Source organism: Rhodoplanes sp. SY1 (assembly GCF_046000175.1).
Taxonomy (GTDB): Bacteria; Pseudomonadota; Alphaproteobacteria; order Rhizobiales; family Xanthobacteraceae; genus Rhodoplanes.
Map to the genome: position 1 here is coordinate 27899 of NZ_JBEOMB010000068.1, position 20725 is coordinate 48623.

At 69.6% G+C, this 20725-nt stretch carries 17 protein-coding genes; 7 read left to right on the forward strand and 10 right to left on the reverse strand.

Annotated features, from left to right (window positions below):
- The first annotated feature begins 49 nt into the window (after window positions 1-49).
- Window positions 50-1294 carry a hypothetical protein gene (locus ABTU92_RS18340; RefSeq protein ID WP_408093079.1) on the forward strand — a complete coding sequence of 415 codons (1245 nt, stop codon included), beginning with the start codon at window positions 50-52 and terminating at the stop codon, window positions 1292-1294.
- A 327-nt stretch (window positions 1295-1621) separates the two neighbouring features.
- Window positions 1622-3685, forward strand: a complete 2064-nt coding sequence (locus ABTU92_RS18345) for a DEAD/DEAH box helicase (protein ID WP_408093080.1) — start codon at window positions 1622-1624, stop codon at window positions 3683-3685.
- Between the two features lie 51 nt (window positions 3686-3736).
- Here the strand turns inward: ABTU92_RS18345 and htpG are convergent, their stop codons facing one another.
- Window positions 3737-5713 (reverse strand): molecular chaperone HtpG, encoded by a 1977-nt coding sequence (htpG, locus tag ABTU92_RS18350; protein WP_408093081.1) that lies wholly within the window; start codon window positions 5711-5713, stop codon window positions 3737-3739.
- 208 nt (window positions 5714-5921) lie between these two features.
- Between htpG and ABTU92_RS18355 the strand changes: the two genes are divergently transcribed.
- Together ABTU92_RS18355 and ABTU92_RS18360 are read left to right on the forward strand one after the other, a co-directional pair.
- Window positions 5922-6386: a carboxymuconolactone decarboxylase family protein gene (locus tag ABTU92_RS18355; protein ID WP_408093082.1), complete on the forward strand. Its 465-nt coding sequence runs from the start codon at window positions 5922-5924 to the stop codon at window positions 6384-6386.
- Between the two features lie 14 nt (window positions 6387-6400).
- The gene (locus tag ABTU92_RS18360) at window positions 6401-7345 is read left to right on the forward strand and encodes a sigma-70 family RNA polymerase sigma factor (protein ID WP_408093083.1); all 945 of its coding nucleotides are present in this window, start codon (window positions 6401-6403) and stop codon (window positions 7343-7345) included.
- A gap of 21 nt (window positions 7346-7366) precedes the next feature.
- Here ABTU92_RS18360 and ABTU92_RS18365 read toward each other — a convergent pair whose 3' ends face one another.
- Together ABTU92_RS18365 and ABTU92_RS18370 are read right to left on the reverse strand one after the other, a co-directional pair.
- Window positions 7367-8674 carry an MFS transporter gene (locus ABTU92_RS18365; RefSeq protein WP_408093084.1) on the reverse strand — a complete coding sequence of 436 codons (1308 nt, stop codon included), beginning with the start codon at window positions 8672-8674 and terminating at the stop codon, window positions 7367-7369.
- A gap of 182 nt (window positions 8675-8856) precedes the next feature.
- The gene (locus tag ABTU92_RS18370) at window positions 8857-9102 is read right to left on the reverse strand and encodes a hypothetical protein (protein ID WP_408093085.1); all 246 of its coding nucleotides are present in this window, start codon (window positions 9100-9102) and stop codon (window positions 8857-8859) included.
- A 199-nt stretch (window positions 9103-9301) separates the two neighbouring features.
- Between ABTU92_RS18370 and ABTU92_RS18375 the strand changes: the two genes are divergently transcribed.
- Genes ABTU92_RS18375 through ABTU92_RS18385 form a run of 3 tightly spaced genes read left to right on the forward strand, consistent with a single transcriptional unit; the run spans window position 9302 to window position 11734 of the window.
- Entirely contained in the window at window positions 9302-10477 is a 1176-nt protein-coding gene (locus ABTU92_RS18375; RefSeq protein ID WP_408093097.1) for a DNA cytosine methyltransferase, read from the forward strand.
- Window positions 10474-10896 (forward strand): very short patch repair endonuclease, encoded by a 423-nt coding sequence (locus tag ABTU92_RS18380; RefSeq protein WP_408093086.1) that lies wholly within the window; start codon window positions 10474-10476, stop codon window positions 10894-10896. The genes ABTU92_RS18375 and ABTU92_RS18380 overlap by 4 nt, the downstream gene beginning before the upstream one ends.
- Window positions 10897-10900: 4 nt before the next feature.
- On the forward strand, window positions 10901-11734 hold the full coding sequence (locus ABTU92_RS18385) for a hypothetical protein (RefSeq protein WP_408093087.1): 834 nt from the start codon (window positions 10901-10903) through the stop codon (window positions 11732-11734).
- Window positions 11735-11865: 131 nt separating this feature from the next.
- On the opposite strand, the gene lepA is transcribed toward ABTU92_RS18385, so the two are convergent.
- The 7 genes from lepA to ABTU92_RS18420 all read right to left on the reverse strand — a co-directional run bounded on the left by lepA (window position 11866) and on the right by ABTU92_RS18420 (window position 20364).
- Entirely contained in the window at window positions 11866-13677 is a 1812-nt protein-coding gene (lepA, locus tag ABTU92_RS18390) for a translation elongation factor 4 (protein ID WP_408093088.1), read from the reverse strand.
- A gap of 306 nt (window positions 13678-13983) precedes the next feature.
- Window positions 13984-14775, reverse strand: coding sequence for a class II glutamine amidotransferase (locus ABTU92_RS18395; RefSeq protein ID WP_408093089.1), 792 nt, complete (start codon window positions 14773-14775; stop codon window positions 13984-13986).
- 245 nt (window positions 14776-15020) lie between these two features.
- Complete coding sequence (gene ahcY, locus ABTU92_RS18400) at window positions 15021-16448, reverse strand: adenosylhomocysteinase (RefSeq protein ID WP_408093090.1); 1428 nt, start codon at window positions 16446-16448, stop codon at window positions 15021-15023.
- 382 nt (window positions 16449-16830) lie between these two features.
- Window positions 16831-17166 carry an HPr family phosphocarrier protein gene (locus tag ABTU92_RS18405; RefSeq protein WP_408093091.1) on the reverse strand — a complete coding sequence of 112 codons (336 nt, stop codon included), beginning with the start codon at window positions 17164-17166 and terminating at the stop codon, window positions 16831-16833.
- Window positions 17167-17173: 7 nt separating this feature from the next.
- Window positions 17174-17575: a PTS sugar transporter subunit IIA gene (locus tag ABTU92_RS18410; RefSeq protein WP_408093092.1), complete on the reverse strand. Its 402-nt coding sequence runs from the start codon at window positions 17573-17575 to the stop codon at window positions 17174-17176.
- A gap of 343 nt (window positions 17576-17918) precedes the next feature.
- Entirely contained in the window at window positions 17919-18374 is a 456-nt protein-coding gene (locus ABTU92_RS18415; RefSeq protein ID WP_408093093.1) for an HPr kinase/phosphorylase, read from the reverse strand.
- Window positions 18375-18636: 262 nt separating this feature from the next.
- A complete protein-coding gene (locus ABTU92_RS18420) occupies window positions 18637-20364 on the reverse strand; it encodes a stimulus-sensing domain-containing protein (protein ID WP_408093098.1) in 1728 nt (575 codons plus the stop codon).
- Between the last annotated feature and the right edge of the window lie 361 nt (window positions 20365-20725).

The following is a 20725-nucleotide window of genomic DNA, read 5'->3' on the forward strand; positions in this document are numbered from 1 at the left end:
CGTCGTCGGCATCCGGCCGGCGAGACGGACGAACGAACTGAGGGACGTCATGACCAAGCATCTCGGAACGGCCGCGCTTGCCTCGGCTCTGCTCGTTGTTGCGTCTGCGTCGTCGACTGTCGCCGCCCCTGCGGATCCGGCCGCCAAGCCGGGGCCGCTGACCTTCAAGCGCCCGGTCCAGACCGGCGGCGTCACCGCGACCCGCGTCACGCCGACACCGTCGGTCGCGAACCGTCCGCAGCTCGCGCCGGTTCCGCTGACGAAGCCGCTCTCGAAGCCGCAAACGCAGACCAGCTCCGTCGGGCCGTCGGCCACCCCGTCGAAGCCGGTCAAGCCGCACATCCTGCTGCTGCCCAAGGACGCCATCAAGCCGGCCTCGGGTCCCGGCGCAGGTCCCGCGACCGGCCCCTTCAAGCCGAAGTTTCCGTTGCCGAAGAGCGATCAGGTCGGGTCGACCACGCCGGCCGGACCGAAGAAACCCGATTTCACGCTGCCGAAGAGCGACAAGATCGACTCGGTCAAGCCGAAGTTTCCGCTGCCGAAAGGCGATCAGGTCGGGTCGAACACCCCAAACGGCCCGAAGAAGCCCGATTTCACGCTGCCGAAGAGCGACAAGATCGACTCGATCAAGCCGAAGTTTCCGCTGCCGCCGAAGCAGTCCGACACGACGCCTCCGACTCCGGGCCCGCAGCCCTGCGTCGGGCCGACCTGCGTGCCCGACCCGAACAAGGGCCAGGGTCAGGCCAAGACTCCGCCGGACGTCGGCCCGGGGCCGGGCAACTGCGTGACGGTCGGCGGCAAGCTGATGTGCCCGCCGCGCCGCGACGTGCACGTGTTGCCGCTGCCTGTCCCGGTGCCGGTGTATCCGCACCAGACCTATGCGCAGCAGCAGGCCTATCCGCAGCGCGTCGTGCCGCAGCGCGTCGTCACCCAGACGGTCGCGCCGCGTCCGGTGACGCAGGTGATCACGCCGCCGCAGCCCGTCGCCGCACCCGCCTCCGCGCCGCTGGTGTGCAACGCGGGCGGCCAGATGTCGGCCGAGGTGACGGGCGCGACCCAGCTGACGCTGCGCTTCGCGCCGGGCACCGCCGCCGGCACCAGCGTCGCCCCGCAGCCGGGCGAATGCACCTGGCTGGACCGCGGCTTCGCGACCAACGAGCCGGGCGTGATGATGGTCGGCAACGATGCGAGCCAGACCGCCTACATCGTCGACGGCGTCAAGAGCGGCGGCCTGTTCTACGCCCACGCCTACAACAACGGCAGTGCGCTGGTGGTGACCAAGGTCGGCCTGTGATCCGGCCTGCGCGTCACGCTCACTCTCCCAAACGCGAAGGAGGACGCCGCCGGCGTCCTCCTTTTCTTGTTTGATCGGTCCCGGCCGTTTCTGATCAGCCCGGCAGGCCGCAGGTAACGTTCGCGAACAGAAAACGATGAGCGGGCAGCGGCGGGCGTGGCGGACACGGCCGCGGGCTGCTACAAGGGCGCCCGGCGAGCGGCCACCCGTCGAACGCGACGGCTGCCGACCCGTCGCCGCCTCGGATCGCCGTGTCGCGCGATCCCATCGGCTCGATCCCCCACCCGAGCCGCCAGCGGCCTCTATCCAACCCAGGTCCGACCTCCCGTGACATTCCTGCCGACCCGTCCGCCGCTCGCCCGCGCCCTCGCCGCGCGCAACTACGACGATCCGACCCCGGTGCAGGCCGCCGTGCTCGCCGACGACGCCGCCGGCCGCGACCTCCTGGTGTCGGCGCGGACCGGCTCCGGCAAGACGGTCGCGTACGGGCTGGCGATCGCGGACGACCTGCTCGGCGACGCCGACGGCTTCGAGCCCGGCGCCGCCCCCCTCGCCCTGGTGGTCGCGCCGACCCGCGAGCTCGCCCTGCAGGTGCAGCGCGAGCTCGCCTGGCTCTACGGCCACACCGGCGCCCGCGTCGTCTCCTGCGTCGGCGGCACCGACCCGCGCCGCGAGCAGCGCGAGCTGGCCGAGGGCGCCCACATCGTGGTCGGGACGCCGGGGCGGCTGTGCGACCACCTGCGGCGGCACCGCCTCGACATCTCCGGCCTGAAGGCCGTGGTGCTCGACGAGGCCGACGAGATGCTCGACCTCGGCTTTCGCGAGGACTTGGAGCTGATCCTCGAGACAACGCCGGACAGCCGCCGCACGCTGCTGTTCTCGGCGACTCTTCCGCGCGGCATCGTCGCCTTGGCGCGCGAGTATCAGAAGGACGCTCTGCGCATCGACGTCGCCGGCGACGAAAGCGGGCATGCCGACATCGAGTACCGGGCCATCCGGGTCGCGCCGCACGAGGTCGAGCACGCGGTCGTCAACCTGCTGCGCTATTTCGAGTCGCCCGGCGCGCTGGTGTTCTGCAACACCCGCAATGCCGTACGCCACCTGCAGGCGGCCCTGCTGGAGCGCGGTTTCTCCGTGGTCGCGCTCTCGGGGGAGCTGGCGCAGAACGAGCGGACGCTCGCGCTGCAGGCGCTGCGCGACGGGCGCGCCCGCGTCTGCGTCGCCACCGACGTGGCGGCGCGCGGCATCGACCTGCCTCATCTCGGCCTCGTCATCCACGCCGAGCTGCCGAACGATCCGGCGGTGCTTCAGCATCGCTCCGGCCGCACCGGCCGCGCCGGCCGCAAGGGCGTCAGCATCCTGCTGGTGCCCAACGCCCGCCGCCGACGGGTCGAGACCATGCTGTTCCAGGCCGGCATCGACGCGGTGTGGGGCAGCGCGCCCCAGCCGGAGGAGATCCGGCGGCTCGACCTCGAGCGCGTCCTGCAGGACCCGAGGCTCGCCGAGGAGCCGAGCGAGGACGACCTGATCTGGGCGCAGGCGCTGCTCGCGCAGCGCAGCCCCGAGCAGCTCGCGACCGCGCTGGCCCGGATTCTGCGCGCCGGCCTGCCCTCGCCCGAGGACATCGTCGATCCCGGCGAGCGCGCCGGCCGGTCGCGGCGTGATCGCGACGAGGCGTGGGCAGAGGGGGCGAGGACCGACGATGCGAGAACGGCTGCGCCCGCACGTGACGACGGGGCCGCCCCCGCATGGGATCCGATCGACGCCCGGCCGAAGCGGCACGCCGGCCTCGCCGGCGGCAGCGTCTGGTATCGGGCCAGCGTCGGGCGCAACAAGAACGCCGAAGCGCGCTGGCTGCTGCCGATGATCTGCCGCCGCGGCGGCATCGACAAGCGCGCCGTCGGCGCCATCCGGATCTGCGACAGCCACAGCGAGATCGAGATCGCAGCCGACGCCGCCGAGCTGTTCGCCGCGGCCATCGCCCGCCCCGACAAGGAATCGAACATCCGCCTCGAGCCGCTGCCCGACGGCCCGCAGGCGCCCTCGGGACAGCACGACCGGCCCGCCGGCCGGCTCCGGCCGCACGGCGGCAGGGTTCGTCCCGGCGACCGATCCCGCCACGAGCGCGGCGCGACGGCGCACGCGCCGTCCGACAACGGCCCGGCCGCGCCGGAGAAGAAGAGATTCGCGAAGAAGCCGTGGCGCCAGGAGGCGCGTGAGGACAAGCCGCTTCGCGAGGACAAGCCGTTTCGCGAAGGCAAGCCTCCGTACGAAGGAAAGCCGTTCCGTGAGAAGAAGCCCTTCCGCGCCGGCAAGAGCAAGCCCGCCGGTGCCCGCAAGGCCGCGCGGGGTGCGGCCGGCAAGCCGACAGGCAAGCGCGGCCGCGCCTGATCGCCCGGGGTGAGCGACTTCAGAAGAAGCCGCTCTCCCGACCGGTCCTGATCAGCCCGGCAGGCCGCGGGTCACCAGGCGGTTGAGACGGCGGGCGAAGGCGGCGGGGTCGTCGGGCAGCTCGCCGTCGAGAATCTGCGCCTCCTCGAACAGCAGCATCGCGAGATCGGCGGCCTCGTCGGCGTGGCCGCCGGCGCTCTCGCGCGACAGCGCGCCGACCAGTGCGTGCTTCATGTTCAGCTCGAGGATCGGCTTGGTGCCGGAGGCGCGGCTCTGCTTGGCGAGCAGGCGCTCCAGCTCGCGGTCCGGCCCTGTCCCGCCGGCGACCAGGCAGGCGGCGCTGTCGGTGAGGCGCTGCGACGCCTTCACGTCGGAGACGCGCTCGCCGAGCGCCAGCTTCACGGCGGCGATCACCGCGGACTCGTCGACGGCCGGCGTGTCGGTCTGGCCGGCCTCGGCTTCTGCCTTCGCCTCTTCGGCGAGCGGCACCAGGCTGAAGTCGACCTCGCCCTGGCTGAGCGACTTGAAGCCCTTGCCCTTGAAGTCGAGCCGCAGCGACGTCCACAGCGCGTCGACCGGATCGGTGAGCAGCAGCACCTCGATGCCGCGCGCTTTGGCGGCTTCGAGCTTCGGGTTCGCCTTGAGGCGATCGAGATCCTCGCCGGCGAGATAGTAGATCTCGGTCTGGTTTTCGCGCAATGCCTCGACATATTGGGCGAGGGTGCGGCCCGTGCCCTTGGTCGAGGTGAAGCGGGCGAGCGAGAGGATCTGCTCGCGCCGATCGGGCTCCTCGTAGAGGCCCTCCTTGATCACGGCGCCGAACTCGCTCCACACGGTCGCGAGCTTGTCGGGATCCTTCGTCGCGACGCTCTCCAGCTCGGCCAGCACCTTGGTGGTGATCGCCTTGCGCATCGCCGCGACCTGCGGATTGTTCTGCAGCATCTCGCGCGACAGATTGAGCGGCAGGTCCTCGGAGTCGACGACGCCGCGCACGAAGCGCAGCCAGCTCGGCAGCAGCGACGCATCGTCGGTGATGTAGACGCGCCGGACATACAGCTTCAGATGGCTCTTGCGCGCCGGGTCGTAGAGATCGAAGAGCGAGCCCGACGGCACGAACAGCAGCACCGCGTAGGACTGCCGGCCCTCGGCCCGGTAGTGCAGCGTCACGGCCGGCTCGTCGAAGGCGCCGCAGATCGAGCGGTAGGCCTGCGCGTAGTCCTCCGGCTTCAGCTCCGACTTGGAGCGCTGCCAGACCGCGCTCGCGCTGTTGAGCTGGCGCGGCTCGCCGGTCGGCCGCTTGCCGCCCGGGATCAGCATGATCGGGAACTGGATGTGGTCCGAATAGGCGTGGACGACGCGCTCGATCTCGTACTCGTCGAGATACTTCTTCGCGTCCTTCTTCAGGTGAAGTACGATCTCGGTGCCGCGTGAAAAGGTCGCCGCGGTCTCGGGGTCGGCGGGCGCCACCTCGAAGCCGGCGCTGCCGGTCGAGCGCCACACCCACGTCTCGGCCGAGCCGGCGCGGCGGCTCGTCACCGCGATGCGGTCGGCCACCATGAAGGCGGCGTAGAAGCCGACGCCGAACTGGCCGATCAGGCCGGAGCCGTCCTTGGCCTGCGCGAGCTTCTGGACGAAGGCGCGGGTGCCGGAGCGCGCGATGGTGCCGAGATTGTCGATCAGCTCCTGCCGGTCCATGCCGACGCCGTTGTCCGAGATCGTCAGCATCGAGTCCGACTTGTCGGCCCGGATGCTGATCTTCAGCTCGGGATCGTCGGCGAGCAGCGCAGGGTTCGCGATCGCCTCGTAGCGCAGCCGGTCGCAGGCGTCGGAGGCGTTGGAGATCAGCTCGCGCAGGAAGACGTCGGTCTCCGAGTAGACCGAGTGCACCATGAGGTGCAGGAGCTCGGCCACCTCGGCCTGGAAGGCGTGGACCTCGCCCGGCGGGGGCGCGGCGGTGGTCGGGGTGTCGGCGGTCGGGGCGTCGGAATCGGCGGTCACGGCGTCGGGGTTCACGGCGTCGGAAGTCATGGCGTGCGTCCTGGCGGCCACTCGGGATGGTGATCGAAACGAAGGGGATATAGCGGCGGATTTTGAGCCTGCAAGTGGCAGCGCGAGGGAGCTCCCGGCGCCAACGGCGGCAGAAATTTTCTGTCCGGCATGTCACGGCCCCTCGGGCCGCTCCGTCTTGGGTTCGGAACCGCGAGGGATCGCGGGCGACGACACACAGGAGACCGACATGCAGGAGCGGGTGAAGAACTGGCTCGGCCGCAAGCACGAGGGCGTCACGGCACTGATCGGGGTCGAGACGTGGGTCGGCAAGGCCGTCGACCACACGATCCTCGAGCTGATCAAGATGCGGGTGTCGCAGATCAACGGCTGCGCCTTCTGCCTGCACATGCATTCGGCCGACGCCCTGAAGGCCGGCGAGAGCGTCGCCCGGCTGGTGCTGCTCGACGCCTGGGAGGAGTCCGCCCTCTACACGCCGCGCGAGCGGGCGGCGCTCGCCTGGGCCGAGGCGCTCACCCGGGTCGCCGACACGCACGCCCCGGACGCGGCCTGGGAGGCGGTGCGGGCGCACTTCTCCGAGGACGAGGCGATCGCGCTGTCGATCGCGATCGGCATGATCAACACCTGGAACCGGCTGGCGATCGGCTTCCGGGTGCAGCATCCTGCCGACAAGGCGACCGCCGCGGCCGCCTGACCCGGAGCCCCCGCATGGACGAGCCGGCGAACGCCCCGGAGGGGCCGCACGCCCCGAATGGGCCGACCAGCCCCCGGACGGCGGACGATCCCGCCGAAACCTTCGAGGCGCATCGCCGGCACCTCGTCGGCCTCGCCTATCGCATGCTCGGCTCGGTGGCCGAGGCGGAGGACGCCGTGCAGGACGCATACTTGCGCTGGCACGGCGCCGACCGGGCCGGTGTGGAGAACGCGAAGGCGTTCCTGTCGCGCACGGTGGCACGGCTGTGCCTCGACCGGCTGCGCGCCACCCGGGCGCGGCGCGAGACCTATGTGGGCCCGTGGCTGCCGGAGCCGCTGCTCGGCGCCGAGGACTTCTCGGCCGGCACGGCGAGCGAGTACGCGGCCGACCTTTCGGTCGGCCTGATGCTGGCGCTGGAACGGCTGTCGCCGCTGGAGCGCGCCGCCTTCCTGCTGCACGACGTGTTCGACGTCGACTTCGCCGAGGTGGCGGGGTTGCTCGGGCGCAGCGAGGAGGCCTGCCGGCAGCTCGCGGCGCGCGCCCGCGCCCATGTGCGCACCGCCCGGCCGCGCTTCCCGGTGCCGCCCGAGCACGGCTCGCGCGTCGTCGCCGCCTTCGCCGAGGCGGCCCGGCGCGGCGACCCGGAGGGTCTCGCCCGGCTGCTCGCCGCCGACGCCGTGCTGCACAGCGACGGCGGCGGCCGCCGCACCGCCGCGCTCAATCCGATCGTCGGGGCCGACCGCATCGCCCGCTTCTTCGCCGGCATCGCGACGAAGTTCCCGGGCGTGATCGGCACGAGCCGCGGCGCCACGCTCAACGGCCTGCCGGGCCTGATCATCACGGACACCGACGGCCTGCCGCAGACCATGGCGTTCGAGATCGTCGACGGCACCATCGCGGCGATCTACTTCGTGCGCAACCCCGACAAGCTCGGGCACCTCGCGCCGCGGCTGCAGTGAGGCGCCGGGCTTTTCGCATCGTCAAGACGGCGCGCCGGCCGCGGCGGGGCGCGCCGCCGCGGCCAGCCGGCGTCCGGTGATCAGCACGGCGGCGACCGAGGCGGCGAGGCAGGCCGTGACGGCGACGAGCCCCACATGGGCGCTGCCGGTGTGCTGCAGGCTGAAGCCGACGACGATCGGCCCGAGAAACCCGCCGAGATTGCCGACCGAATTGATCAGCGCGATGCCGCCGGCCGCCGCGGTGCGCTCGAGGAACAGCGGCGGCACGCCCCAGAACGGCCCGAGCGTCGCGTAGATGCCGACCGTCGCGACCCCGAGCGCCGCGATGGACCAGATGTTAGGCGGCAGCAGGACGGCGGCGAGCAGGCCGGCGGCGCTCAGCATCGTCGGCAGCGCGACATGCATGACGCGCTCGGCCTTGCGGTCACTGCGCCGGCCCCAAAACAGCATCGCGAGGGCGCTGACCGCATAGGGGATCGCGACCATGAGGCCGACCTGCTCGATCCCGTAGCCGAGCGCCTTGACGAGCTGCGGCAGCCACATGCCGACGCCGTAGAGCCCGACCACGATGCCGAAGTAGGTCAGCCCCAGGAGCCAGACGCGGCTGTCTGCGAGCGCCGGGCCGAGCGCCGCGTGCAGCCGGGTTTTCGCCCCCGCCCGGTCGGCTTCGAACCGCGCCGCCACGGTGGCGCGGTCGTCGTCGGAGAGCCAGTGCGCCGTCGCCGGCCCGTCCGGCAGATAGGCCAGCACCGCGAGGCCGAGCCCGCAGGCCGGCAGGCCCTCCAGGATGAACAGCCACTGCCAGCCGGACAGGCCGAGAAAGCCGTGGGTCTGGAGGAGCAGGCTCGACAGCGGCGCGCCGATCGCGCTCGCCAGCGGCACCGCCATCATGAACAGGCCGACGAAGCGCGCGAGCCGCTCCTGCGGAAACCAGTACGTCAGATAGAGGATCATGCCGGGCAAGAAACCCGCCTCGGCGACGCCGAGCAGGAAGCGCAGCACATAAAAGCTCGTCGGCCCCTGCACGAAGGCCATGCCGGCGGAGACGAGCCCCCACGTGATCATGATGCGGGCGATCCAGCGCCGCGCGCCGACCCGCTCGAGAATCAGGTTGCTGGGCACCTCGAACAGAAAGTAGCCGAGGAAGAAGATGCCGGCGCCCCAGCCGTAGACGGCGGCCGACAGCCCGAGTTCGGCATTCATGGTCAGCGCCGCAAACGACACGTTCACCCGGTCGAGAAACGCGACCAGATAGAGCACCATCATGAACGGGATCAGCCGGAGCGCGATTTTCTTGTAGAGGGGGTCGTCGTGTGCCGTCACGTCCACCAGGCCAAGCTCCCTGCCCCGTCATGGCCGGGCTCCGTCCCGGCCATCCACGCCTTTCCGCGGCGCGAGTATACAGGCGTGGATGGCCGCGACGAGCGCGGCCATGACGAGGCTGTGCGTCGAGGCGACGTCGCGGAACGGCCGTTCGAACCCGATGCGCGGGTCCGGTTAGGCCCGCGTGCTCAAGCCTGCGGGGTCGGCGTCGTCGGGCTGCTCGGGATTTCGGTGGGCCCGGACGGCGGCACGCCGAGCGGCTCGCCCGGCGTCGGGGTCTCGGTCGGCCGTGCGGGCGGAATGCCGATCGGCTCGGACGGCGAGCCCTCGCCCGGCTGCGGCGGCCGCGCCGGCGCCGGATTCGGATCGGCCGGCGTCGGTTCCGGCTCGGCGGGCGCCGCCGGATAGGGCTGGTTCGGAAGCGGAATGGCCATCGCGCGGTCCCTCGTTCGAGGGACAAACCGCGACCCACCGCCCCGTTCCGGGACGACCGTGGCCGAGAGCCCGGATGTCGCTTCGCACTCTGCTGTCGCCAGTCGGCTACACGCTCGATTTTCCGAGCAAGTTTTCGGGGCTCCCCTTGCTTTGACGGAACGTTTGATGAACATTGGGATCGAAGGCGACGGGGTGACGATGAAGATTGCTGGATTGTTTGCTGGCGTCGGCGGGCTGGAGCTCGGGTTGCGTCAAGGCGGCCACGAGAGCGTCGTACTGTCCGAAGTCTGGGAGCCCGCCCGCGCGGTCTTAGCCGAGCGGTTTGGCGACGTTCCGAACATCGGTGATGTCGAACGATTGAGATCATTGCCCGCCGATGTCGATCTCCTCACCGCCGGCTTTCCCTGCCAGGACCTGAGTCAAGCCGGCAAGACCGCCGGGATCAACGGCCGCAAGTCGGGCTTGGTCGGCCATGTTTTTAGGTTGATCGACCAAAGCAGACCTCGCTGGGTCTTGCTGGAAAACGTGTCGTTCATGCTGCAACTCGACCGCGGCAGCGCCATGGACAGGCTGGTGTCCGCCTTCGAGGAGCGCGGCTATCGATGGGCGTACCGGGTCGTTAATTCGCTCGCGTTCCTGCCGCAGCGACGAGAACGTGTCTTCTTCCTCGCGAGTACCGAAGGCGATCCATCGGACGTCCTGCTCGTGGACGAGGTGCAGCCTCGCGTTCAAGCGACCGATCTCCGCACCCATGCGCACGGCTTCTACTGGACGGAAGGCACGCGCGGCCTGGGCTGGGGACCCGACTGTGTTCCGACGTTGAAGAATGGCTCGACGGTCGGGATTCCGTCGCCACCCGCAATCCTCCTGTCGAACGGCGAGATCGTCACACCCGATATACGCGATGCGGAGCGGCTCCAGGGGTTTCGGGCAGACTGGACGAAACCGGCCGCCGCGGTTGGGCGCGCTTCGTTCCGATGGTCGTTGGTCGGTAACGCGGTGACCCGACCAGTGGCGGCATGGATTGGAATGCGTTTGAGGAAGCCCTCTCGCTTCGATCCTTCGCGGGACTCGGCCGCGTTCACGGGCGTCCGCTGGCCACGAGCCGCCCGTTTCGACGGAGAGACCCGGCGCGAAGTTCACATCTCCGCCTTTCCGACTTGGAAGACCAGACCGCCTCTTCAGGAATTCCTGAAATACCAACCGACCTTGTTGTCGGAACGCGCAACGGCCGGCTTCCTATCTCGGATCGAGAAGAGTTCGCTGCGTTTCGTGCCCGGGTTCAAGGAACGTGTTCGTTCCCATCTCGACCATGTTCGTGCCATCGACCGGTTCGTCGATGGTCGACTTTCCCGCCTCGACGCTGCGGAATGAAGCCACCGGTTTGCGAACGCCCGATCGACCCTAAGCGATCCGTATTGATGCGTCGCGTGAGACAACGCCGCACCAAACCCGAAGACGACGTTGCAGCCGTGCTCCGCAAGCTGAAATTGGGCTACCGGCGTAACGTGAGATCGCTCCCGGGATCTCCCGACTTCGCCAACAAGCGGAGGAAGTGGGCCGTATTCGTGAATGGGTGTTTCTGGCACAGACACGAGGGTTGTGCCCGAACCACGACACCGTCACGCAATCGGGACTTTTGGGTCGCCAAGTTCGACAGCAACGTCCGAAGGGATGCCATCAAGGCCGAGGCGCTCCGAAAGCTGGGCTTTCGTGTCGTGGTCGTATGGGAGTGCGAGACGATCGATGCGCTCGGGCTCGAACGACAACTCCTATCGCTGAACTCGCGGTGACGTCATGGCGAAGTCGAAGAACTCCACGACGAAACGTTTTTCGACCGAAAACCGATCCCTCACCGAGAACAGTATCGGGCGAGAACTTTCATGGGCCGGACCGAGGGATGCGGTCGCAGACGGCAGTAGCACCGACAAGAAGAACTATGCCGAGTCCTTGTCTCGAGCACTCGCTCAGCGATTTGCAGATGCGCTTCGCAGCTCTTTCTCCGGGATTCTGCCGGACGCCTCCGGCGCAGGACAGGAATCCAAGGCGCGAACCGGGAAGGGACTGAAGAAGCTCGACGTGAACTACTCCACCATCGAGCTCGGCCTCGGTCTCGGCGTATCGATCAAGACCATCAACTTTCGTGACGCGAAAACGAAGCGATACACGAAGAACTACACGCGGGTCGACAACGAGCTGAGAGCCGAGGCCGCCGATTATCACGAACGACAACCCTATGCCGTGCTCTGCGCCATCGTCTTCTTGCCTTTGGATGCCTGCGACGACGGAAGCTCCGCTCCGTCGAGCTTTGGGCAGGCCGTCCAGATTTTCCGCTATCGGGCGGGTCGTGAGAAGCCGGTCGACGATCCGACTTTGTTCGAGCGAATTCTCGTCGGCCTCTATGAGGTGAACCCCGATGACTTCGGACGTGTTGCGTTCTTCGATGTCATGGACGCACCGCCGCGAACTGGTCGACCTGCATCATTGATGTCTTTCAAAAACGCGATCGAAGCGATCGTCGACGCCTACGATCAGCGGAACAAAACGACGTTCAAGTGGGCGGAAGGCACGACCGAAGTCGTCGTGCCGCCCGAACCCGAGGCCGAGGACACTGAAGAAGGCGGCGGCTGACGCGGGCAATTACCTCACACATCAACCTTCAACACATCGTAGCCCGCATGAAGCGGCAGCGGAATGCGGGAGCAGTCGTCGACGAGAGCTGGATTGCGCTTCGCTCCATCCGGGCTACGGCAGCGTCCGCCTCACACATCCACCTTCAGCGCGGCGATGAACGCCTCCTGCGGGATGTCGACCTTGCCGAACTGACGCATGCGCTTCTTGCCCTCCTTCTGCTTGTCGAGGAGCTTTCGCTTGCGCGTGATGTCGCCGCCGTAGCACTTGGCCGTCACGTCCTTGCGGAAGGCCCGCACCGTCTCGCGGGCGATGATCTTCGCCCCGATCGCCGCCTGGATCGGCACCTGGAACATGTGCGGCGGGATCAGTTCTTTCAGCTTCTCGCACATGGCGCGACCGCGCCCCTCGGCGCGGGTGCGGTGGACCAGCATCGAGAGCGCGTCGACCGGCTCGGCGTTGACCAGGATCGACATCTTCACGAGGTCGGCCTCGCGGTAGTCGGTGAGGTGATAATCGAACGAGGCGTAGCCCTTCGACACCGACTTCAGGCGATCGTAGAAATCGAACACCACCTCGTTGAGCGGCAGCTCGTACTTCACCATGGCACGGTTGCCCACATAGGTGAGCTCGGTCTGCACGCCGCGGCGGTCCTGGCACAGCTTCAGCACGCTGCCGAGATACTCGTCCGGCGTCATGATGGTGGCCTGGATCCACGGCTCGTGGATCTCCTTGATCTTCACCACGTCCGGCATGTCGACCGGATTGTGGATCTCGATCTCGGACCCGTCGGTCATGTAGATCTTGTAGATCACGCTCGGCGCGGTGGCGATCAGGTCGAGATTGAACTCGCGCTCGAGCCGCTCCTGGATGATCTCGAGATGCAGGAGCCCGAGGAAGCCGCAGCGGAAGCCGAAGCCGAGCGCGGCGCTCGTCTCCATCTCGAACGTGAAGCTCGCGTCGTTGAGCCGCAGCTTGCCCATCGCGGCGCGCAGATCCTCGAACTGCGCCGCATCCACGGGGAACAGCCCGCAGAACACCACCGGGATGGCGGGACGGAAGCCCGGCAGCGCCTTGGCGGTCGGCTTGCGGTCGTCCGTGATGGTGTCGCCGACGCGGGTGTCGGCCACCTCCTTGATCGACGCCGTGATGAAGCCGATCTCGCCGGGGCCTAGAGACTCCTTCTCCTGCATCTTCGGCGTGAACACGCCGACGCGGTCGACCTCGTAGGTCGCGTCGGTGCCCATCATGAGCACCTTCTGGCCCTTCTTGATCGCGCCGTCGACGACGCGCAGCAGCACGACGACGCCGAGATAGGCGTCGTACCAGCTATCGACCAGCAGGGCCTTGAGCGGCGCGTCGGGGTCGCCCTTGGGGGCCGGCAGGCGGGTGACGATCGCCTCCAGCACGTCCGGGATGCCGATGCCGGTCTTGGCCGAGATCTGCAGCGCGTCCGACGCATCGAGCCCGATCACGTCCTCGATCTGCTGCTTCACCTTGTCGGGCTCGGCGGCCGGGAGATCGACCTTGTTGAGGACCGGGACGACCTCGTGATTGTTGTCGAGCGCCTGGTAGACATTGGCCAGCGTCTGCGCCTCGACGCCTTGGCTCGCGTCGACCACCAGCAGCGAGCCCTCGCAGGCGGCCAGCGACCGGTTGACCTCGTAGGCGAAGTCGACATGCCCGGGGGTGTCGATGAGGTTGAGGACGTAGTCCTTGCCGTCCTTCGCCTTGTAGGCGAGCCGCACCGTCTGGGCCTTGATGGTGATGCCGCGCTCGCGCTCGATGTCCATCGAGTCGAGCACCTGCTCGCGCCCCTGCATCTCGCGCTCGGAGAGCGCCCCGGTGAGCTGGATCAGCCGGTCGGCGAGCGTCGACTTCCCGTGGTCGATATGGGCCACGATCGAGAAGTTGCGGATGCGGTCGATGGTCTGGGTGGTCATGCGCCGGGGGATATCATTCGCCCCCCGCGGCGGCAAGGCGAGGCGGGGGCGCAGGGGCGCGCGGAGAGCTTGGGGGCAAGGAGGGCGCGCAGCGGGCGCGGCTTCCCTCGCCCCGCTTGCGGGGAGAGGGTGGCTCGCCGCGAAGCGGCGAGACGGGTGAGGGGGCGTTTCCGCGAGTCTCGGCGCCTGGGAGACGCCCCCTCACCCGGATTTCCCGCCCGCGGCGCGAAACCCGACCTCTCCCCGCACGCGGGGAGAGGTCGAAGCGGCGCGGCTCCCCGGCACGGCCGGGAGGAGGCCCGCCCCCTATTCGGCCGCCAGCGCGTTGGCGACCGCGAAGGGCTGCACCTCGACCCGGCGGCCGGCGCGGGCGACGACGACGTGGTCGGGCGCCACCGCGTGCCAGCCGGTGCGGTCCTCGTCGAGCGGCTCGGAGACGCACACCACGTCCTGGCCGGAGGACCGGTAGTAGAGCGTGTTGGCCTCGTCGTTGACGGCGTAGCGGAAGGCGTAGAGGTCGCGCCCGTTGGCGATCGCCGCGGTGAAGCGCAGCGGGTCGGCGCGGCCGCCCTCGCGGGTCATCTCGGTGATGGCCGCCATGGTGCGGGCCGTGGCGCCGATCGGATCGCGGTCCAGCCCGGCGCCCAGCATGGCCAGGAACACGGCCTCGGAGTCGGTGGTGCCGGCGCGCGAGCCATAGAGCTCGTCCGGGATCAGCCCCTCGACGCGGCGGCGGATGCGGTTCCAGTCGCCGATGAAGCCGTTGTGCATGAACAGCCAGTTGCCGCAGGCGAACGGGTGGCAGTTCGGCCGGGTGATCGGCGTGCCGGTCGCCGAGCGCACATGGGCGAAGAACAGGTGCGAGTGGATGTGGCGGCAGAGATAGCGCAGGTTCTCGTCCGACCAGGCCGGCCGCACCTCGCGGTAGAGGCCGGGCTCCGGGTGCTCGGCGTACCAGCCGAGCCCGAAGCCGTCGCCATGGGTGGCGGCGGTGGATTCCAGGGCGTGGATGCTCTGCGCGACGAGCGAGCGGGCGGGCGCCGTGACGTAGTGTTCGAGCGCGATCGTCTCGCCCCGATAGGCGATCCAGCGGCACATGGGGACATGCTCCTTCCCGGCCGCGGCATGTCGGCCCGACCGGCCGATTCACTCTTATAATCGCAGTGCGGCAGGGGGAAGGTCAAATCCGTGGTGTTGCGGGCACACCCCGACCCCGGACCACCTTTTGGCGCGGGACCATCGACGGACGGTCGCCCGCCGGCCTGTCCGGCAGCAAGACGGCCGGGCGAGCCCGGCCGTCCTGATCGTGTCGTCGTCGTGCCGCCGCGTGGCGGCCGCGTCCCTCAGTAGCGGTACAGCTCGGGCTTGAACGGGCCCTCGACCGGCACGCCGATATAGGTGGCCTGCTTGTCGGAGAGGCGGGTCAGCTTGGCGCCGACCTTGGCGAGGTGCAGGCGGGCGACCTTCTCGTCGAGCGCCTTCGGCAGCACGTAGACCTTCTTCTCGTACTTGCCCGGGTTGGCGAAGATCTCGATCTGGGCCAGCGTCTGGTTGGTGAACGAGGCCGACATCACGAAGCTCGGATGGCCGGTGGCGTTGCCGAGATTCACGAGCCGCCCCTCGGACAGCAGGATGACGCGGTGGCCGTCCGGGAACTCGACCTCGTCGACCTGCGGCTTCACGTTGTGCCACTTGAAGTTCTTCAGGCCCGCGACCTGGATCTCACTGTCGAAGTGGCCGATGTTGCAGACGATGGCGCGGTCCTTCATCTTGCGCATGTGATCGACCGTGATCACGTCGAGATTGCCGGTCGCGGTGACGAAGATGTCGGCGCGCGGCGCCGCGTCGTCCATGGTGACGACCTCGTAGCCTTCCATCGCGGCCTGCAGGGCGCAGATCGGGTCGATCTCGGAGATCATCACGCGGCAGCCGGCGTTGCGCAGCGAGGCGGCCGAGCCCTTGCCGACGTCGCCGAAGCCCGCCACCATGGCGATCTTGCCGGCCATCATCACGTCGGTGCCGCGGCGGATGCCGTCGACCAGCGACTCGCGGCAGCCGTAGAGGTTGTCGAACTTCGACTTGGTGACCGAGTCGTTGACGTTGATGGCGGGCCACAGGAGCTGGCCCTTCTTCTGCATCTCGTAGAGGCGATGCACGCCCGTGGTCGTCTCCTCGGTGACGCCGCGGATCGCCTCGGCGTTCTTCTTGTACCAGCCGGGCTGCTCCTTGATGCGCTTCTTGATCGCGGCGAAGAGGACCTCCTCCTCCTCGTTGGTCGGCTTGGCGATCAGCGCCGTCTCGCCGGCCTCGACGCGGGCGCCGAGATGGATCAGCAGCGTGGCGTCGCCGCCGTCGTCGAGGATCATGTTCGGGGTGCCGCCGTCGGCCCACTCGAAGATCTTGTGGGTGTACTCCCAGTAGTCGACCAGGCTCTCGCCCTTGACGGCGAACACCGGCGTGCCGGTCGCGGCGATCGCCGCGGCGGCGTGGTCCTGGGTCGAGTAGATGTTGCACGAGGCCCAGCGCACGTCGGCGCCGAGCGCCTTGAGGGTCTCGATCAGCACCGCGGTCTGGATGGTCATGTGCAGCGAGCCGGCGATGCGGGCGCCGCGCAGCGGCTGCTCGGGGCCGTACTCGTCGCGGGTCGCCATCAGGCCGGGCATCTCGGTCTCGGCGATGGCGATCTCCTTGCGGCCCCAGTCGGCGAGGCCGATGTCCTTCACGGCATAATCGGGGGCGGCGGCGGACGCGGGCTTCGCGGAAGCGGTCATGGAGATCCCTGGGCTGTGGAGCGATGGAAACGGGCGCGCCCCGGCCCTCGTGACCACGGGCGGCGTCGCGAGCCCTATAGCAGGGCCGGGTCGACCCCGCAAGAAACACATAAAGACTTCTTTATGTCGTTAAGCCGCGGTTAGGGATCGTGGCGCCCGCGCCGGGAGCTGCCCCGGGCCCGGGCGCCGCGCCCCGGACAAGGCGCGTCGGGCCGACGGCCCGATGCGCCGCAGAGCCGGGGCCCAGGGCCACGAGCATGAACGAAGGGAAAAGCGCCCGGCCAGTGCCTCGCACTGTCGCTCTGGGTCCCGGTCCGCGTCTGCGACGCGCCCGGGACACGCGGCTCTCGAGACGGTGGGGAGGGGACGAACGGCCGCTCGCTCAGTCGTCCTCGCCGAAGCGGTTACCGATCAGCTCGACCAGGGCGGCGACCACGGCCTCGGCGTCGGACCCGAGGGCCTCGACCATGATGGTGGTGCCGGGAGCGGCGGCCAGCATCATCAGGCCCATGATCGAGTCGCCGCCGACCGTCTGGCCGCAGCGGGTGACGAACACCCGGGCCTGGAAGCGCTCGACCGTCTGGACGAACTTGGCCGAGGCGCGGGCGTGCAGGCCCTTCTGGTTGATGATCGGGATGTGACGGACGACGGCGCCCTCGCGGGGCGGCGGAAACTCCGGCCCGCAGGTCCCGTCGATCGCGTCGATCTCGTCGCTCATCGCCTGCTCATTTCCCGGCCAGAACGCGGCTGGCGATGGTGATGTATTTGCGCCCCGATTCTTGCGCGGCCGCGACCGATTCGGCCAGCGGGCATTCGATGCGGATCTTGGCGAGCTTCACCAGCATGGGTAGGTTGATGCCGGCCAGCACCTCGACGTTCGGCAGGCTCATCACCGAGATGGCGAGGTTCGACGGGGTGCCGCCGAACATGTCGGTCAGGATGGCGACCCCGTCGCCGGTGTCGACCCGGCCGACCGCGTCGATGATCTCCTTGCGGCGGAGCTCGACATTGTCGTTCGGATCGATCGTGACGGTCTCGATCTGGGTCTGCGGCCCGACGACGTGCTCCAGGGCGGCCCGGAACTCGACGGCGAGCCGACCGTGGGTCACGAGGACGAGACCGATCATCGGAACACCCCGCGGCGCGCGAACCGCGCCGCACGACAAAGCGACTGGATCATGACATCCCGGAGCCCGAGCGCAAGTGCCCGGGTCTTCGGCCTCTGCGTCCGCGGCGTGTCCCCCGACGGCCGGCGCGGCGCGGACAGCCGCGGGCCGGGCGTCGCCGATACCGCAAGGCCGGGGGCCCGGCAAGCCTCGCCGGAGCACATCAGCACACCGCCCCGCGCCCGGACGACGACCGCCGGATCCTTTCAGACTGACGGCTAAATTCAAGTTGTCATTCGTTAATATGCAGTCGTGACCGTTCGGTGAAGAACCTGCGACGCCACGCCTCGCCGTGGTGTTTCCGTCACGCCGATGTCGGCCCGTCGGAATCGAGGCCGGCCAGGGCGGCCAGCACGGCGGGCAGCGGGTCGACACCCGGCGGCAGCCGCAATAGCGGCATTTCGATACCCTCGATGCAGACGACCGTGTCGGTCGCGTCAGGCAGCCGCTCGGCCCGGGGGTCGGCGAGATCGACGACCAGCCCGACCACCGCTACCGGCTCGTGCGGGCGGCGTCCGATGCCGAGGCCGCGCACCTCGATCATCCCGGCGAGGTTTTCGGGCGGACGCGCCAGGAGGCGCCCGCCGGCCGCCGTCACGATGGTGCGATCGTCCGCCACCAGCCGGGCGAAGCCGCCGACCGTTCCGGCCGCCTCGATCAGCCGCAGCGCCAGCCGCGACTTTCCCGATCCCGACGGCCCGCGGATCAGCACGGCGCAGCGCCCGACCAGCACGGCGGTGGCGTGGAGGGTGGGGGTCATAATGGCGTGGCGGGCGGGCGGACATTGTTGCAGAAAGCCTCGGGGCTCCTGCGTTCCCTCCCCCCTTGAGGGGGAGGGAGGGGGGTGAGCCACGGTCTCCGAATTCGTGGCTCACCCCCCTCTCCACCTCTCCCCCACAAGGGGGGAGAGAGCAGGCTGCGGCCTGCCGCGGCCAACCGGCTCATCGAAGCGACTGAACATGCACGGGCGACAGCGTGGCCGCCCGCTTCGCTTCCTCGTCTCGCCGGCATGATCGCCAGCCTCACATCGCCGGCAGGCGGACGACGAAGCGGGCGCCGAGGACGGCCGGGCCGTCGTCGTCCTCGTCGGCGTCCGGGGCGGGGGCCGGGCCGAGGCGGTTCTCGGCCCAGATGCGGCCGGCATGCGCCTCGACGATCTGCTTGGAGATCGACAGGCCGAGGCCGGAGTTCTGGCCGAAGCCCTGGTCGTCGGGGCGGTCCGTGTAGAAGCGCTGGAAAATCTTGTCGAGCGCATCGGGCCGGATGCCGGGTCCGTCGTCCTCGACCGTGATCTCGAGCTCCTTGTCGCGGCGCCGGCAGGTGACCCGCACGGTGCCGCCCTCCGGCGAGAAGGAGCGGGCGTTGTCGATCAGGTTGTGCACCACCTGGCCGAGGCGCGAGTCGTGGCCGGAGATCTGGAAGCTGCGCGGCCCGCCGCCCTCGAAGGCGAGCGACACGCCCACCCCGTTGACGCCCTTGCCGCGCTTCACCTCGTTGGCCACCGCCACCACGGTGGTGAGCAGGCGGCGGAGATCGACGGTCGCGGAGTCGTTGCGCTGCAGCTCGGCGTCGAGCCGGCTGGCGTCGGAGATGTCGGAGATCAGCCGATCGAGCCGCTTCACGTCGTGCTCGATGACGGCGAGGAGCCGCGCCTGGCTCTCCGGCGATTTCGCCCGCGGCAGGGTCTCCACGGCGGAGCGCAGCGAGGTCAGCGGGTTCTTCAGCTCGTGCGCCACGTCGGCCGCGAAGCTCTCGATCGCCTCGATGCGGCTGTAGAGCGCGTTGGTCATGTCGCGCAGCGCGCCGGAGAGATGGCCGATCTCGTCGCGACGGCCGGTGAAGTCGGGGATCTCGACGCGCGTCTTGATGCGCCGGCGCACCCGCTCGGCGCCGTCGGCGAGCCGGCGCACCGGCCCCGCGATGGTGCCGGCGAGCAGCAGCGACAGGATGAACATGATGCCGGCGGCGATCAGCGACACCTTCAGGATCGCCAGCCGCTCGGCCTCGACGATCTGGTCGATGTCGCCGCCTTGCGTGGACAAGAGGAGCGCGGCCCGCACCACGCGGGAGCGCTGGATCGGGATCGCCACCGAGACGATGACGTTGCCGCGGTCGTCGATGCGCACCACGCTCGCCTTCTGGCCGGCGAGCGCCTGGGCGATCTCCGGATAGGCCTTGCCGTTCTCCTCCGGGCCGAGCTCGCGGTAGCGCGGGAGATCGCCGCGGCCGAGCCAGCGCCGCGCCGCCCCGAAGGTGCGCTCGACCGCGCCCGGCTTCTCGGCGGTCGGCGGCGGCAGGTCGTAGCGCAGCACGTCGCCGCGGCCGAGGAACGTGCGGCTGTCCATGAACAGCGTGCCCTCGCGGTCGTAGATGCGGGCGCGCGTGTTGGTCGGGGTGACGAGGCGGCGCAAGAGCGGCGCCACCTGCTCGGGATTGAGCGGGAACTCGTAGCCGAACAGCACGTCGTCGGACGGGCCGTAGCTCTCGCCCGCCTGCAGCTCGAGCAGGCGCTGCGGATCGATCGTGATGGTGTCGGTGTCGACCGTCGCCGAGGCGGCGATGGCGCCCGAGATGATCTCGCCCTGCACCAGCAGGCTGTGCACCCGCGCGTCGATCAGGCCGGCGCGGAACTGGGTGAGATAGAGGATGCCGACCACGAGGGCGAGCAGGCCGGCGACGTTGAGGAAGACGATGCGCCGGGTGAGGCTCGAGAAGGTCAGGGCCGTGAACAGCTTCCAGGCCGGCTGCATGGCCCGGCCGAGACTGTCGAGCCGCAGCACCCGCGCGGCCGGCCGGCCGACGGCCTCGACGGCCGCCATGTTGCGCCGGTGGAGGGCGGCGAACCGGGTGCCGGCGGCCCGCGCGGCGCGCTCGACCGGTGCGAGGGCGATCTGCAAGCGAACCCGCGATCGGCGCAACGCACGCCGCGCCCGCGCGATGCGGCGCAGCCCGGCGATGCCGAAGTAGCCGGCCAGCGCCGGGTCGGCGGCCCGCGTGGCGCGCCCCGGCACGGCCCGGTCGGCGGCGCGGCGGATGCGCTCGGCGGCGGGCTGCAGCCAGGACCGGACCGCCCGGCGCAGCGGTCGCAGCAGCCGGCGCAGCGGCCGGCGG